A 14,736-nucleotide genomic window follows, 5' to 3' on the forward strand; every position below is an offset into this window, starting at 1 on the left:
TACAGCGTGCGTATACACCTGCGATACACCCACGAGTAAGGTGGTCGGCATGTCAATCGGTCATACGCTGCTGGGCCTCCTGGAGTCCGGCCCCCGCCATGGCTACGACCTCAAGCGGGCCTTCGACGCACACTTCGGCCAGGACCGTCCGCTGCACTACGGGCAGGTCTACTCCACCATGTCCCGGCTGCTGAAGAACGGCCTGGTCGAGGTGGACGCCGTGGAGGCCGGCGCGGGCCCGGAACGCAAGCGGTACGCGATCACCAGCGCCGGCATCACCGATGTCACCCAGTGGCTCGCCCGTCCCGAGAAGCCCGAGCCCTACCTCCAGTCGACGCTCTACACCAAGGTCGTCCTCGCGCTGCTGACCGGCCGCGACGCCGCCGAGCTGCTGGACACCCAGCGCACCGAGCATCTGCGGCTGATGCGCGGACTGACCGAGCGCAAGCGCGGCGGCGACCTCGCCGACCAGCTGATCTGCGACCACGCGCTGTTCCACCTGGAGGCCGATCTGCGCTGGCTGGAGCTGACCTCCGCACGCCTGGACCGGCTGGGCGAGACGGTCCGCGCATGACGCCGGAGGGATCCCTGCTGTCGGCCGAGGGGCTGCACAAGAAGTACGGGGCGACGCCCGCGCTGGACGGCGCGGACTTCTCCATCCACCCCGGAGAGGTGGTCGCCGTCATGGGCCCCTCCGGCTCCGGCAAGTCCACGCTGCTGCACTGCCTCGCCGGGATCATCCGCCCGGACTCCGGCACCGTCCGCTACGGCCCGCACCTGCTCACCGGACTGAACGACGCCCAGCGCAGCGCCCTGCGCCGTACCGACTTCGGCTTCGTCTTCCAATTCGGCCAGCTGGTACCGGAGTTGACCTGCCTGGAGAACGTCGCACTGCCGCTGCGGCTGAACGGCACCAAGCGCAAGGAGGCGGAGCGGCAGGCCCGCGAGTGGCTGGAGCGCCTGGAGGTCGACACCGTCGGCGGCCAGCGGCCCGGTGAGATCTCCGGCGGCCAGGGCCAGCGGGTCGCGGTCGCCCGCGCCCTCGCCACCCGGCCGCGCGTCATCTTCGCCGACGAGCCGACCGGCGCCCTGGACTCCCTCAATGGCGAGCGGGTGCTGACCCTGCTGACCGACGCGGCCCGCGACACCAGCGCCGCCGTCGTCCTGGTCACCCATGAGTCCCGGGTCGCCGCCTACTCCGACCGCGAGATCGTCGTCCGCGACGGCAGAGTGAAGGACATGCTGGCGGGCTTGATATGAGCCCGCTCCGCTCGCCCGCCGGCGGGCGGGACGGCGGTGCGGGCGGGCCCACCGGGCCCGCGCACCGGGAACCGCCCGCCGTCCCGCGCACCGGACCGCGCACCTGGGCCCGTGATCTCGCGATGGGGATGCGGTTCGCGGCGGGCGGCGGACGCGCGGGCTGGATCCGTACCGCCCTGACGGCGGCGGGCGTCGCCCTCGGGGTGGCGGTGCTGCTCCTCGGCGCCTCCGTCCCCTCCCTGATGGACGCCTGGCACGGCCGGGAGAAGGCACGCGAGAACCTCGGTCAGGAACACGACCCGAAGCCCGCCGACGACACCCTGCTCCACACCTCGGTCGACACCACCTACCGCGGTGCGCAGGTCCGCGGCCGTCTGGTGCGCCCCGACGGCGCGCGGCCGCCCCTGCCGCCCGGCGTCCGCCGACTCCCGGGCCCCGGACGGATGCTGGTCTCGCCCGCCCTCAAGGAGCTGCTGGACTCCCCCGCCGGTGCGCTGCTGCGCGACCGGCTGGACTACGAGGTCGCCGGTGTCATCGGCGACGCGGGACTCCTCGGCCCGGCGGAGCTCACCTACTTCGCACAGAGCGCCACCCTGCGCGAGGCCGACGCCTACCGCATCGACCACTTCGGCAGGAGCTGGGACCCGACGCCGATGCGGGCGCCCGCCGTACTCCTGGTGATCATGACGTGTGTGGCGCTGATGATGCCGGTGATGGTCTTCATCGGGACGTCCGTACGCTTCGGCAACGAGCGCCGCGAGCGCCGTCTGGCCGCGCTCCGGCTGGTCGGCTCCGATGTGCCCACCACCCGCCGGATCGCCTCCGGGGAGACGCTGTTCGGGTCGCTGCTGGGGCTGGCCGGAGGTGCCGCGCTGTTCCTGGGCGGGCGGCAGCTCGCGTCGGTGATCACGCTCTGGGGCATCAATGTCTTCCCCTCGGACGTGACACCGGGCCCGCTCGCCGCGGCACTGATCGCCGTCCTCGTGCCGGCCGCGGCGGTGCTGGTGACGCTGTTCGCCCAGCGCGGCGTCACCGTCGAGCCGCTGGGCATCGTCCGCGGCCGGCCGGCGATCCGCCGCCGCCTGTGGTGGCGGGTGGCGCTGCCCGCGGTGGGCACCCTGCTGCTGCTTCCGCTGGCCGGGGAACGGCCCTGGACCGACACCGCACCCAACACCCTCCGGCTCGCGGCCGGCTCCATGCTGCTGCTGTTCGGCGTCACGGCACTGCTGCCCTGGCTGGTCGACGCGGTCGTACGGCGGCTGCGCGGCGGCCCGGTCCCCTGGCAACTGGCCATCCGCCGCCTCCAGTTGAGCAGCGGTTCGGCCACCCGCGCGGTCGGCGGCATCACCATCGCGGTGGCCGGCGCCATCGCCATCCACATGCTGCTGACGGGGATGCAGGCCGGCTACGCCCAGGCGTACGCGGAGTCCGGCAAGGTCCCGCGGATCGGCCTGTGGGGCGGCGCCGACAGCTGGCCGCGGACCCAGAAGGCGCTCACCGCGCTGCGCGCCACCCCCGGGGTGACCGCGGCCCGCGGCACGATCGACGCGAACATCGGCCGGCTCACGGGCCCGGGCAACGCCCCGTCCCACGACACCCATGCCACGGTCGCCGTCGGCAGCTGCGCCGAGCTGCGCACCCTGGCCCGGATCACATCCTGCCGGGACGGCGACGTCTTCGTCACCGACGCCCGCGACCCCGACTCCCCCGTCCGCGCCGGCGCGACCATCGACCTCAACCCCCGGGTCGGCACGGACGACCGGGCGACCCCCCGCCCCTGGAAGATCCCGGAGGCGGCCCGCGCCACCGCGCTGCGCGCCCCCGGACACGGCCCCGGCCTCTTCTCGTACGACCTGCTGCTCACGCCGTCGGTGCTGGACATCGCCCGCCTCAAGGACCCCGATGTGGAGTTCCAGGTCGACTTCGACCGGGACACCCCGGACGCCGTGGAGCACCTCCGCAACACCGCGGCGCACATCAACCCGACGATGAACGAGTTCTCCGCCGTCGACAATCCGCATGACCAGCAGCTCGGCAGCGTCCGCGACGGCCTGTTCACCGGCGCCGTCGTCACCCTGCTGCTGATCGGCGCCGGCCTGATCATCTCCACCGTCGAGCAGCTCCACGAGCGCCGCCGGCTGCTGTCCACCCTCGACGCCCACGGCACCCGCCGCGCCACGCTCGGCTGGTCGGTCCTCTGGCAGACCGCCGTGCCGGTCGTCCTGGGCCTGGGCCTCGCGGTGGGCTGCGGGCTGGGCCTGGGGTCGCTGCTGCTGACCATGATCGACACGCCGGTTACGGTGGACTGGCCGGTGGTGGCGGGGATGACCGCCATCGGCGGCGGCGTGATCCTTTTCGTCACGGCGCTGAGCCTGCCGCCGCTGTGGCGCATGATGCGGCCCGACGGCCTGCGGACGGAGTGACGGGGAGACGTGAGCACACCGATGCCGGACCCCCGGGGGCGGCCCGCCGTCCGCTTCTGCCGCGACCTCGCCATGGGCGCGCGATTCGCCGTCACCGGCGGCCGCCGCGGCTGGCTCCGCACCGCGCTGACGGCGCTCGGCGTCGGCCTGGGCGTCGCCGTGCTGCTGCTCGCGGCCGCGCTGCCGAACGCCGTGACCGCCGCCAAGCACCGCAGCGACGCACGCACGATCGTGTCCGAAGGGGAGGACTCCCGGCCCACCGACCGCACGCTGCTGGTCGCCTCGGTGGACAGCGGGTACCGCGACCGGACGGTGAGCGGCCGGGTGGTGCGGGCGGAGGGCCCGCACGCCCCCGTGCCGCCGGGCCTGTCCCGGGTGCCGGGCCCCGGCGAGCTGGCCGTCTCGCCCGCCCTCGCCGACCTGCTGGCCTCCCCGGACGGCGCGCTCCTCAAGGAACGCTTCCCGCATCTGCGGATCACCGCCCGCATCGGGGACGAGGGACTGACCTACCCCGGCGAACTCCTCTACTACCAGGGCAGCGACGCGCTACGGCATTCCGCGGGCGACGTCGAACGGGTCACCGAATTCGGCGCCCCCGACAGCCCCTTCGAGCTGGAGCCCCTGGTGGTCCTGGCGATCCTGGTGGGCTGTGTGGCGCTGCTGGTGCCGGTCGCCGTCTTCGTCGCGACGGCGGTCCGCCTCGGCGGGGAGCGCCGCGATCTGCGGCTCGCCGCACTGCGGCTGGTGGGCGCCGACCGGGCCACCACCCGCCGAATCGCCGCCGGCGAGGCGCTGGCCGGCTCCCTGCTCGGCCTGCTCACCGGCACCGCGATCTTCCTCGCCGCCCGTATCCCGCTCTGCTCCCTCACCCTGTTCGACCTCGGCGCCTTCCCGTCCGACCTGGTACCGGACCCGGCACTGACCGCCGTCATCGCCCTGGCCCTCCCGGTCTGCGCGGTCGGCATCGCGCTGTTCACCATGCGGCGGGTCACCGTGGAACCGCTGGGTGTCACCCGCAAGGCGCCGCCGCTGCGCCGCCGGCTGTGGTGGCGGCCGCTGCTGCCGGCCACCGGGGTGGCGCTGCTGCTGCCGCAGGTGATCGGCGGGCTGCGGTCCGGCGACGCGGCCGGCGCCCAGGTGATCGTCGGTGTGTCCCTGCTCCTCCTGGGCGTCGCGGCGTTCCTGCCGTGGCTGCTGGACGCCGTGGTGACCTGGCTGGGCCGCGGCAGCCTCGGCCGCCGCGGCGGCCAGTCCTGGCATCTGGCCGTACGGCGGCTCCAGTTGACGAGTGGTACGGCCAGCCGCTCGATCAGCGGGATCACCGTGGCGGTGGCCGGCGCCATCGCCGTACAGGTGCTGCTGTCCGGCGCGGCGGGCGGGCTCTCCGGTACGCCCCAGGGCTCCCCCCGGTGGGCCGTGGCCAACGCCTGGGAAGCCACCGCGCCCGCCGCCCGCGCCCACCGGATGGAGGCCCGCCTGGGCGCGGCCGAGGGCGTCCGCGCGGCACACGGCCTGATCTCCGGCTATGCGGACTCCGCCCGGCACCAGCGGGCCGTGGCACACGGCTACGGCCAGGACGACGACCCCGATCCCTACCCGGTGACCGTCGCCGACTGCGCCGCCCTGCGTGTACTGGCCCGCCTCACCGACTGCTCCGACGGCGACGTCTTCCTCGTCAAGGACTCCACGGACGGCCTGCGGGCGCCGCGCCCCGGCGAACGGCTGGTGCTCGACCCGCTTGGCAGCGAGGAGGCCGGCCACCGGCCCGCCACCTGGACGGTCCCGGCCACCGCCCGGCACACCGTCCCGCGCCGGGAGCTTCCGCCGGGCCTCGGCGCGAACGGCCTGCTCGCCACCCCCAAGGCGCTGGACGCCACCCACCTCCACGACTCCTCCGTGGACGTCATGCTGCGGCTCGCCCCGGACCGCCCGGACGCCGTCGAGCACCTCCGCAACATCGCCGCACAGGCCGACATCCGCGCCCAACTGTTCGCCTTCGACGACTCCGACACCGCCGAGGGCCTCGCCACCCCGCGCCGCGCCCTGGCCGCCGGCGCGGTCGCCGTCCTGCTGCTGATCGGCGCCGGCCTGCTGATCACCACCCTGGAACAACTCCAGGAACGCGCCCGCCTGTTGTCCGCACTCGACGCCCTCGGCACCCCGCGCACCGTCCTCGGCCTCTCCGTCCTCTGGCAGACCACCATCCCGGTCGCCCTCGGCCTCACCCTGGCCGTCGGCTGCGGCCTGGGCCTGGGAACCCTCCTCCTCCACATGGTCGACCGCCCCCTGCTGCCGGACTGGCCCACGATCCTGACCCTCACGGGCACGGCGGCCGTCGTGATCATGGGCGTGACGGCCCTGTCGCTGCCGCTTCTGTGGCGCCTGATGCGGCCGGAGGGGCTTCGCACGGAGTGACGGCCCACGAATGGGTGAACGTGGTCGTACGGGGAGCGGACGTGTGTCACGTCCTGTGACGATGCCCTGACACCGACGTCAGGAGGCACCGCATGCCCGCCCGCAAGCCCACCCTGCTCGACCAGGTCGACTGGCTCATGGACCGGGTGCCCGGCGCCCGGTTCGAGGTGATCGGGGGAGAGATCTGCGTGACTCCGCTCCCGGACGGGCCTCACCAGAGCGTACTGACCGACCTGACGCTTCTCTTCATGGACGCGGGCCTGGACAACGAATCGACGGAAGTCCTCCAGAAGGTAGCCGTCTGGCTGCCCGGCGGCCCCTCCGACTTCGCCATCCCCGATCTCTCCGTCATCGAACCCTTCGACGACCACATGATCGAGTTCAACTGCTACGACCCGGCGATCTTCCGCTTGGTCCTGGAGGTGACCGCGAACAACTACGGCAATGAGCTGAGGTCAAAGGTGGCCGCGTACGCCCAGGCCAAGATCCCGGTCTACGTGATCCTGAACCGGCGGGACGACCGCATCCACGTCCTCACCGATCCATCCGGCGACGCATACGGAGACCACCGCGTCCACTCCCCCGGCGAGCGGATCACCCTGCCCGAGTCCATCGGCGCGAAGGTGACCCTGGACGTCAAGGCGCTCCTCGATGCCGCCCGTAACTGACCCTCAGCCCCCCTCCACCACCCGCACCGGCAACCCCCGCATAGCCTCCCGCAGCGCCCCCGCGAACTCCTCGAACTCCCGCTGCCGCGCCGTCCCGCTGCGCATCGCCAGCGCGACCCGCCGCGACGGCGCCGGATCCGCGAAATAGCCGGTCGTCAGCTGATCGTTGCGTGCCGTCTCCACCCGCAGGGCCGTACGCGGCAGCAGCGTCACGCCCAGGCCGCCCGCCACGAGCTGCACCAGCGTCGACAGTCCGGCCGCGCTGGTCGTCACCGGCGCCCCCTCCTCGCGGCCCGCCTCCCGGCAGATGTCCAGCGCCTGGTCACGCAGGCAGTGCCCCTGGTCCAGCAGCAGCAGATCCAGCTCCTTCAGCGCCTGCCGGGGGATGTCGCCGCGACCGCCCAGCCAGTGTTCCTTGGGCGCGACCAGGACGAAGTCCTCGTCGAACAACGGGAGTTCGGCGACCTGGGGGACGCCGAGCGGGACCGCGAGCAGCAGCAGGTCGAGGCGGCCGTGCGCCAGGCCGTCCAGGAGGGAGGCGGTCTGCTCCTCGTGCACCTGGAGGTCCAGGTCCGGGTACGAGCCGTGCACCAGCCGCAGCACGGTGGGCAGCAGATAGGGCGCGACGGTCGGGATGACACCGAGCCTGAGGACGCCCGTGAACGGTGCGCGCGCCGCCTCCGCCTCCTCCATCAGGTCACCGACCGCTTCCAGGACCGCACGCGCGCGGGCCGCCACCCGCTCCCCCGCCGGGGACAGCAGCACCTTGCGCGTCGTACGCTCCAGCAGCTGCACTCCGAGCGTTTCCTCCAGCGCGGAGACCGCGCCGGACAGTGCGGGCTGGCTCATGCCGATCTCGGCCGCCGCCTCGCGGAAGTGCAGATACTCGGCCACTGCGGCGAACGCCCGCAGCTGGGCCAGGCTGGGCTGGCGGGCCCGGCCGCCGGGGGTCACTGGGGACGCCACTGATAACCACCTCCGATCAACATCAACCAGTCTAGCTATTTCCCTGATCAATGACTGCTGTGGCACTGTGTAACCCGTCCAAGCCCCACGGAAATCCCCCCAACCCCCAAAAGGGGACTTAGCGTTGGGATTTCCTCCCGCTACAAGGAGAGCGCGTGCTCACTGTCGGTGACAAGTTCCCCGAGTTCGACCTGACCGCCTGCGTCTCGCTCGAGTCCGGCAAGGAATTCGAGCAGATCAACCACAAGACCTACGAGGGCAAGTGGAAGGTCGTCTTCGCGTGGCCCAAGGACTTCACCTTCGTGTGCCCGACCGAGATCGCCGCCTTCGGCAAGCTGAACGAGGAGTTCGCCGACCGCGACGCGCAGATCCTCGGCTTCTCCGGTGACTCCGAGTTCGTGCACCACGCCTGGCGCAAGGACCACCCGGACCTGACCGACCTGCCCTTCCCGATGCTCGCCGACTCCAAGCACGAGCTCATGCGCGACCTGGGCATCGAGGGCGAGGACGGCTTCGCGCAGCGCGCCGTCTTCATCGTCGACCAGAACAACGAGATCCAGTTCACCATGGTGACCGCCGGCTCCGTCGGCCGTAACCCCAAGGAGGTCCTGCGGGTTCTGGACGCCCTGCAGACCGACGAGCTGTGCCCCTGCAACTGGTCCAAGGGCGACGAGACCCTCGACCCGGTCGCGCTCCTCTCGGGCGAGTGAGCTGATCCGACATGGCTCTCAATGAACTGAAGTCCGCGGTCCCGGACTACGCCAAGGACCTCAAGCTGAACCTCGGTTCGGTCATCGGCAACAGCGAGCTGCCGCAGCAGCAGCTGTGGGGCACCGTCCTGGCCTGCGCGATCGCCTCGCGCTCACCGAAGGTGCTGCGCGAGCTGGAGCCGGAGGCCAAGGCCAACCTCTCCCCCGAGGCGTACACCGCCGCCAAGTCGGCCGCCGCCGTCATGGCGATGAACAACGTCTTCTACCGGACCCGGCACCTGCTGTCGGACCCGGAGTACGGCAACCTGCGCGCCGGTCTGCGGATGAACGTCATCGGCAACCCGGGCGTGGACAAGGTCGACTTCGAGCTGTGGTCGCTGGCCGTCTCGGCCATCAACGGCTGCGGGATGTGCCTGGACTCGCACGAGCAGGTGCTCCGCAAGGCCGGTGTGGACCGCGAGACGATCCAGGAGGCCGTCAAGATCGCGGCCGTCCTGCAGGCCGTCGGCGCCACCCTGGACGCCGAGGCCGCACTCGCCGAGTAGTCCAGCAGCGAGCAGAGAACACAAAGCCCCGCAGACGTCGCGTCTGCGGGGTTTCGTGCGTCGGTGTACCAGACGATACGGGGCGAGCGGGCGGACCCTACTCCCCTATTCCTCAGGTCGTTCGGTCCGCACCCGGGGCCGCGTCGGCGCCACCCCGATCGCCGTGGCCCCGCGCGGCTCCGGCGCCATCCGCAGCGCCTGCTCCCGGGAGTACGAACGCAGATAGCCGACGACGGTGTTGGTGACGGCCACCAGCGGGACCGCGACGACCGCCCCGCCGATGCCCGCGATCAGACCGCCGGCGGCGACCGACAGGATCACCGCGAGCGGGTGGACGCGGACCGCGCGGCCCAGGATGAAGGGCTGCAGGATGTGGCCCTCGATCTGCTGCACGGCCAGCACGATCGCCAGCACCATCAGGGACGTGAAGACGCCCTGGGTGACCAGCGAGACCACACACGCCAGCGCGCCCGAGACCACCGCGCCGACCAGCGGGATGAAGGCGAACAGGAAGATGAAGACGGCCAGCGGGACGGCCAGCGGCACATCCAGGAACCAGAGCCCGATGCCGATGAAGATGGCGTCGATCAGGGCGACGATGACCGTGCCGCGCACGTAGGCGGTCAGCGTCCGCCAGGCCCGAGGCCCGGCACCCGCCACGCCCTCGCGGGCCGCCCCCGGCACCAGCTTGAGCACCCAGTTCCAGATACGGCGGCCGTCGTAGAGCAGGAACAGCGTGGTGAACATCGCCAGCAGGATGCCGGTGAACACCTCCAAGATGACGGCGACGCCCTCCAGGCCGGCCGAGGTGATCGCCTCGGTGTTGGCGCCGATCGCGTCCTGGAGGTTCTTGGCGATGTGGTTGATCTGACTCTCGGTCACATGGAACGGGCTCTTCAGCAGCCAGCCCTTGAGCTCGCTGATGCCCTCCTGGATACGGCTGGAGACCGACTCGATGTTGTCCTGGACCTGCCACACCACGAACCAGCCGACCAGACCCATGACGACGAACCCGCCGATGAAGGTCAGCGCGGTCGCCAGCCCGCGCGCCAGCCCGCGGTTGCGCAGCCATGCCACGGTCGGCTGGAGCAGCGCGGTGATCAGCATCGCCGCGGTGAACGAGAGCACCACCAGCTCGATGGTGGTGATGACCCGCGCCAGCACCCACAGCGTCCCGGCCAGCACCAGCAGCCGCCAGCCGACCTCGGCGGCGACCCGTACGCCCCACGGCACCGCGTCGACGGGATCCGGGCGGGCCGCGACGGCCGGCGCGTACGAGGGCGGTGCGGGCACCGAGTCCGGCGGCCGGGGGCCGGCGGCCGCGGCGTCCTCCGTCGCGGTGCGCGGCACGCCGTCCACGACGTCCGGTACCCGCTTCTGGGTGAGGGTGAGTGGGCCGCCCGTACCATCGGCCACCGCCGTACCGGCCGCCACCCGGGCCCCGCCCGGACCGGAGAGGCCGGCGCCGTACGGCGCTTCGGCGGCCCCGGTACGCCTCAGCTCTTCCGGGTCGCCGACGGCCGCAGCGGCCTCCGCACGGCGGCGCTGGTCCTCCAGCCGCTGCGAGAGCCGCGTCAGACCGGCGCCGAGGCCGCCGACCCACTGAGGCAATCTGGACATGTCGCTTCCTCTTCCCCTCCCGCACACCGCACCTGACGGCACGACGTTACCTGTGCCGGATGCGCGAAACCCCCGACCCTGGCGCGGTCGGGGGTTTCGGAAACTCCGTGCTGCTGGCGGCGCGGCCTCAGCGGCCTAGTACCAGCTGTTCGCCTGCCAGAACGACCAGGCGCCGCAGGGGCTGCCGTAGCGGTCGTTCATGTAGTTCAGGCCCCACTTGATCTGCGTGGCCGGGTTGGTCTGCCAGTCGGAGCCGGCCGAGGCCATCTTCGAACCGGGCAGCGCCTGCACCAGACCGTACGCACCCGAGGACGCGTTGGTGGCCCGGTAGTTCCAGCCGGACTCGTGGTCCACGATGTTGCTGAAGCACTGGAACTGGTCGCTGGCCATCATCTGGCGCGCCATGGCCTGTGTCTCGGCGATCGTGTACGAGCCCTTGACGAGGAAGTCGTCGGCGTCGCGCGTGGCGGAGCGGGATGCGGCGAGCTCCTTCTCGCGCTCCTTCGCCTCCTTCTCCGCCTTGGCCTTCTCCGCGGCGTCCTTCTTGTCCTGCGCGGTCTGTGCGGCGGCCTTGCGTGCCGACTCCTGCGCGGACTTGAGGGCCGCGGCGTCGGCGGCGGTCGACTGCTCGTCCGCCTGCTGCGTCAGGGACGCCGTCTGCACCTGGGCCTGCTGACCCGCGGGGATGTCGGCGATCGTGGCGCCTGCGGCAGCGGCCTCGGTGCTGTCGCCCGATACCTGGCTGCCCGACGCAACGCCGACAACGGCGCCGACGGTGGTGACCGCGGTGGCGGACGCCACGGCGAATCCCCGGACCGAAATCCGGCTCACACGTTTTCCTTCCAGCGTCGCCCGCATAGGTGACCTCGCGGGCGCAATCGTGCCCCTGGCGCTGGTCTCCCCTTGTTCCGACCCCGGTTGAGCGAGAGGGGCCGACTGGTCACGGGAGGCACTGGCCCGGTACGTCCCCTGAGGGGTCCGCGTGGTGCTCGGGCGGCATACGGCGACTCGCTATGAAGTTCGGGTGTTCCAACGCCCCCGGATTGACGTCCGGGAGCACCCCTGAGGGTGTTGGTGCCGTATGCGGGGCCTGACAGGACCCAGACTCTGCCCGAACGAGAGCCCGGGAATCAATTCTCCGTTGCGTGTGAAAGCTCACACCTCGTTTACGCCCGGGTATTTTCGGATATCCGCTGCGCACACTGGCGCCGCCCGGCTAAGCTCCTTCGCTTTGCCGGGCGGCGCGGGTTCACAACGGGTCAGATCCTGCCGTCCTCCAGCATTTCGGTCACCAGCGCCGCGATCGGCGACCGCTCCGAGCGGTTGAGGGTGATATGGGCGAAAAGCGGGTGCCCCTTGAGCTTCTCGACGACCGCGACCACGCCGTCGTGCCGCCCGACGCGGAGGTTGTCGCGCTGGGCGACGTCATGGGTCAGCACAACCCGGGAGTTGGCCCCGATACGGGACAGAACCGTCAGAAGGACGTTCCGCTCCAGTGACTGGGCCTCGTCGACGATGACGAACGCGTCATGCAGCGAACGGCCGCGGATGTGCGTGAGCGGCAGCACCTCCAACATGCCGCGCCCCACCACCTCTTCGATGACGTCCTTGGTGGTCACCGCGGACAGCGTGTCGAACACGGCCTGCGCCCAGGGGCTCATCTTCTCCGACTCGCTGCCCGGCAGATAGCCCAGCTCCTGCCCGCCGACGGCGTACAGCGGCCGGAAGACCATCACCTTGCGGTGCTGCTGGCGCTCCAGTACGGCCTCCAGCCCCGCGCACAGCGCCAGCGCCGACTTGCCCGTGCCCGCCCGGCCGCCCATGGAGACGATCCCGACCTCGGGGTCCAGCAGCAGATCCAGCGCGATCCGCTGCTCCGCGCTGCGGCCGTGGATCCCGAACGCCTCCCGGTCGCCGCGCACCAGCCGTACCGCGCCCTCCGCGGTGACCCTGCCGAGCGCCTTGCCGCGCTCCGACTGGAGCACCAGTCCGGTATGCACCGGAAGTTCGGCAGCGTCCGATACCTGCGCAATCTCCGCGGCGAACAGATCGTCCACCTCTTCGGGGGCGACGGTCAGTTCCGCCATGCCCGTCCAGCCGGAGTCGGTGATCGCCAGCTCGGCCCGGTACTCCTCGGCCAGCAGCCCGACCGCGGAGGCCTTGATGCGCATGGGCAGATCTTTGGAGACGACGGTGACGTCGAATCCCTCGGCCTGGAGGTTGCGCGCGACGGCGAGGATCCGCGAGTCGTTGTCCCCGACCCGGCCATTCACGAAGGAGGCCGGCAGGATCCCCGGGTCGGAGTGGTTCAGTTCGACCCTGAGCGTCCCGCCGAGGCCTCCGATGGGGATGGGGGCGTCCAGTCGCCCGTACTGCACCCGGTACTCGTCCAGCAGACGTAGCGCCTGGCGGGCGAAGTAGCCGAGCTCCGGATGATGACGCTTGGCCTCCAGCTCCGTGACCACGACGACCGGCAGCACGACTTCGTGCTCGTCGAAGCGGGCCATGGCGCCTGGATCCGCCAGCAGGACGCTGGTGTCGAGGACATAGGTGCGCCGGCCGTTCTCACGGCGCTTGTTGCTGTTCACCACGGGTGGACGAACCCCCTCGGATGAGGTTGGGGTGCGACGGCGTCGCGGGGCGGTGTGCTCCCGGGGACCGTGACTTCTGCGGCTTTTGCCGCCGGTCCCGGGAACCCCGGCCATCTAGAGACCGGACCGGGTTCTGGCCACAATGCGCGGGCCGAACACCGGCCCTCCGCGTCCTCCGTGCGGTACGCACGGACGTCCGTGCTGTGCAAAGGGCCTCCCGGGCGGACGGCCCCATGCCGTCCGCTGAGATACGACGCCCGTTGTCTGATTCCGGACGCCGACCTGGAAGGGATATTCCCTCGAACCCCCGCCCCCATGCCACGGCATATGACACACGCTCGATGAACCTTGGGTTACGTGTGATCGTTCCGCCCCCGGAAGCCGCCGGCCAGAGGGTGCGTCAGGGGGCCACTGTGAGCGCCATCACACCGAAACCGGACACGCGACGCCCGCCCCCACTCAGCCCCTCCACCCACCCACGGGAGGGGCCGGACTGCCGGACGGAGTCCTGCGGTCCGGCCCCGCACCCGACAAACAACAGCCCGCCGCAGGCGCTACGGCGAGCAACCCCCACGGCGGGCAGTAAAAAAACGGCGGGACCCGAGTCGGCCCAGGCCAAGCGCAGCGACTAGCCCCCGTAACGCCGATGCCGCGCCGCGTAGTCGCGCAGCGCCCGCAGGAAGTCGACCTTGCGGAACGCGGGCCAGAAGACCTCGCAGAAGTAGTACTCCGAGTGGGCGCTCTGCCAGAGCATGAAGCCCGAGAGCCGCTGCTCGCCGCTGGTCCGGATCACCAGGTCAGGGTCGGGCTGGCCGCGCGTGTAGAGGTGCTCGGAGATGTGCTCGACGTCGACGATCTCGGCGAGCTCCTCGAAGGAGGTGCCCCGCTCGGCGTGTTCCAGCAGCAGCGAGCGCACCGCGTCCGCGATCTCCTGCCGGCCGCCGTACCCGACGGCGACATTCACCAGGATGCCCTTGTTGTCGACGGTGTCCTGCTCGGCTTCCTTCAGGACCTTCTGCGTGCGTGTGGGCAGCAGGTCGCGGTTGCCGACGTGGTGCACCCGCCAGCGTCCGTCGGCCGCCAGACCGCGCACGGTGTTCTCGATGATCCCCAGCAGCGGGGTCAGCTCGGCCTCGGGCCGGTCGAGGTTGTCCGTCGACAGCATCCAGAGTGTGACGACCTCGACATCGGTCTCGCCGCACCAGCCCAGCAGCTCGGTGATCTTGTCCGCACCCGCCTGGTGGCCCTGCTCGGTGGTCCGCCCGTCGGCCCGCGCCCAGCGACGGTTGCCGTCCAGGATGACGCCGATGTGCTTGGGCACCTGGGTGTGATCCAGACGGCCCTCCACCCGGCGCGCATACAGCCGGTAGACCAGATTGCGCAGCGCAGGCGGATACGGGATGCGCACCCCGGAAGATCGCAGCATGTGTGGTCCAGCCCCTCCGTGCCTGATGGCGGTCAGCCCCGTCGCCTGAAGTGGGCAACTTTACTTCTCGGGTGTATCAACGACCCAATCAGGTGTGTCACAACTCCGTGAT

The 14,736-nt window shown here is 71.4% G+C and carries 12 protein-coding genes; 7 read left to right on the forward strand and 5 right to left on the reverse strand.

Features of this window, described 5'->3' with window-relative positions; translation table 11 throughout:
• The first annotated feature begins 49 nt into the window (after nt 1-49).
• The 5 genes from FCH28_RS28750 to FCH28_RS28770 all read left to right on the forward strand — a co-directional run bounded on the left by FCH28_RS28750 (nt 50) and on the right by FCH28_RS28770 (nt 6,766).
• Nucleotides 50-574: a PadR family transcriptional regulator gene (locus FCH28_RS28750; protein ID WP_136743073.1), complete on the forward strand. Its 525-nt coding sequence runs from the start codon at nt 50-52 to the stop codon at nt 572-574.
• Nucleotides 571-1,260: an ABC transporter ATP-binding protein gene (locus FCH28_RS28755; protein WP_136743074.1), complete on the forward strand. Its 690-nt coding sequence runs from the start codon at nt 571-573 to the stop codon at nt 1,258-1,260. Before FCH28_RS28750 ends, FCH28_RS28755 begins: the two co-directional genes overlap by 4 nt.
• Nucleotides 1,257-3,683: an ABC transporter permease gene (locus tag FCH28_RS28760; protein ID WP_136743075.1), complete on the forward strand. Its 2,427-nt coding sequence runs from the start codon at nt 1,257-1,259 to the stop codon at nt 3,681-3,683. The genes FCH28_RS28755 and FCH28_RS28760 overlap by 4 nt, the downstream gene beginning before the upstream one ends.
• Nucleotides 3,684-3,692: 9 nt before the next feature.
• On the forward strand, nt 3,693-6,098 hold the full coding sequence (locus FCH28_RS28765; protein WP_246103301.1) for an FtsX-like permease family protein: 2,406 nt from the start codon (nt 3,693-3,695) through the stop codon (nt 6,096-6,098).
• A gap of 92 nt (nt 6,099-6,190) precedes the next feature.
• Nucleotides 6,191-6,766 carry a Uma2 family endonuclease gene (locus tag FCH28_RS28770; RefSeq protein ID WP_136743076.1) on the forward strand — a complete coding sequence of 192 codons (576 nt, stop codon included), beginning with the start codon at nt 6,191-6,193 and terminating at the stop codon, nt 6,764-6,766.
• Nucleotides 6,767-6,769: 3 nt separating this feature from the next.
• On the opposite strand, the gene FCH28_RS28775 is transcribed toward FCH28_RS28770, so the two are convergent.
• A complete protein-coding gene (locus FCH28_RS28775; protein WP_136743077.1) occupies nt 6,770-7,732 on the reverse strand; it encodes a hydrogen peroxide-inducible genes activator in 963 nt (320 codons plus the stop codon).
• Nucleotides 7,733-7,887: 155 nt separating this feature from the next.
• On the opposite strand from FCH28_RS28775, the gene FCH28_RS28780 reads away from it, so the two are divergent.
• Both FCH28_RS28780 and FCH28_RS28785 read left to right on the forward strand, forming a co-directional pair.
• Nucleotides 7,888-8,442: a peroxiredoxin gene (locus FCH28_RS28780; RefSeq protein WP_136743078.1), complete on the forward strand. Its 555-nt coding sequence runs from the start codon at nt 7,888-7,890 to the stop codon at nt 8,440-8,442.
• Nucleotides 8,443-8,453: 11 nt separating this feature from the next.
• Nucleotides 8,454-8,987, forward strand: coding sequence for an alkyl hydroperoxide reductase (locus tag FCH28_RS28785; protein ID WP_136743079.1), 534 nt, complete (start codon nt 8,454-8,456; stop codon nt 8,985-8,987).
• A 105-nt stretch (nt 8,988-9,092) separates the two neighbouring features.
• Here the strand turns inward: FCH28_RS28785 and FCH28_RS28790 are convergent, their stop codons facing one another.
• The 4 genes from FCH28_RS28790 to FCH28_RS28805 form a co-directional block, all read right to left on the reverse strand.
• Nucleotides 9,093-10,607, reverse strand: coding sequence for an AI-2E family transporter (locus tag FCH28_RS28790; protein WP_136743080.1), 1,515 nt, complete (start codon nt 10,605-10,607; stop codon nt 9,093-9,095).
• 135 nt (nt 10,608-10,742) lie between these two features.
• A complete protein-coding gene (locus FCH28_RS28795) occupies nt 10,743-11,438 on the reverse strand; it encodes an aggregation-promoting factor C-terminal-like domain-containing protein (protein ID WP_136743081.1) in 696 nt (231 codons plus the stop codon).
• A 428-nt stretch (nt 11,439-11,866) separates the two neighbouring features.
• Nucleotides 11,867-13,198, reverse strand: coding sequence for an RNA 5'-3' helicase PhoH2 (gene phoH2 / locus FCH28_RS28800; protein WP_136743082.1), 1,332 nt, complete (start codon nt 13,196-13,198; stop codon nt 11,867-11,869).
• 628 nt (nt 13,199-13,826) lie between these two features.
• The gene (locus FCH28_RS28805) at nt 13,827-14,624 is read right to left on the reverse strand and encodes an isoprenyl transferase (protein WP_136743083.1); all 798 of its coding nucleotides are present in this window, start codon (nt 14,622-14,624) and stop codon (nt 13,827-13,829) included.
• Between the last annotated feature and the right edge of the window lie 112 nt (nt 14,625-14,736).

The organism is Streptomyces piniterrae (assembly GCF_005048155.1).
Taxonomy (GTDB): domain Bacteria; phylum Actinomycetota; class Actinomycetes; order Streptomycetales; family Streptomycetaceae; genus Streptomyces; species Streptomyces piniterrae.

Bases quoted from the DNA above. Each gene is read 5' to 3' on its own strand.
- FCH28_RS28750 (WP_136743073.1), top strand. From the start codon at position 50: ATGTCAATCGGTCATACGCTGCTGGGCCTCCTGGAGTCCGGCCCCCGC.
- FCH28_RS28755 (WP_136743074.1), top strand. From the start codon at position 571: ATGACGCCGGAGGGATCCCTGCTGTCGGCCGAGGGGCTGCACAAGAAG.
- FCH28_RS28760 (WP_136743075.1), top strand. From the start codon at position 1,257: ATGAGCCCGCTCCGCTCGCCCGCCGGCGGGCGGGACGGCGGTGCGGGC.
- FCH28_RS28770 (WP_136743076.1), top strand. From the start codon at position 6,191: ATGCCCGCCCGCAAGCCCACCCTGCTCGACCAGGTCGACTGGCTCATG.
- FCH28_RS28785 (WP_136743079.1), top strand. From the start codon at position 8,454: ATGGCTCTCAATGAACTGAAGTCCGCGGTCCCGGACTACGCCAAGGAC.
- FCH28_RS28790 (WP_136743080.1), bottom strand. From the start codon at position 10,607: ATGTCCAGATTGCCTCAGTGGGTCGGCGGCCTCGGCGCCGGTCTGACG.
- FCH28_RS28805 (WP_136743083.1), bottom strand. From the start codon at position 14,624: ATGCTGCGATCTTCCGGGGTGCGCATCCCGTATCCGCCTGCGCTGCGC.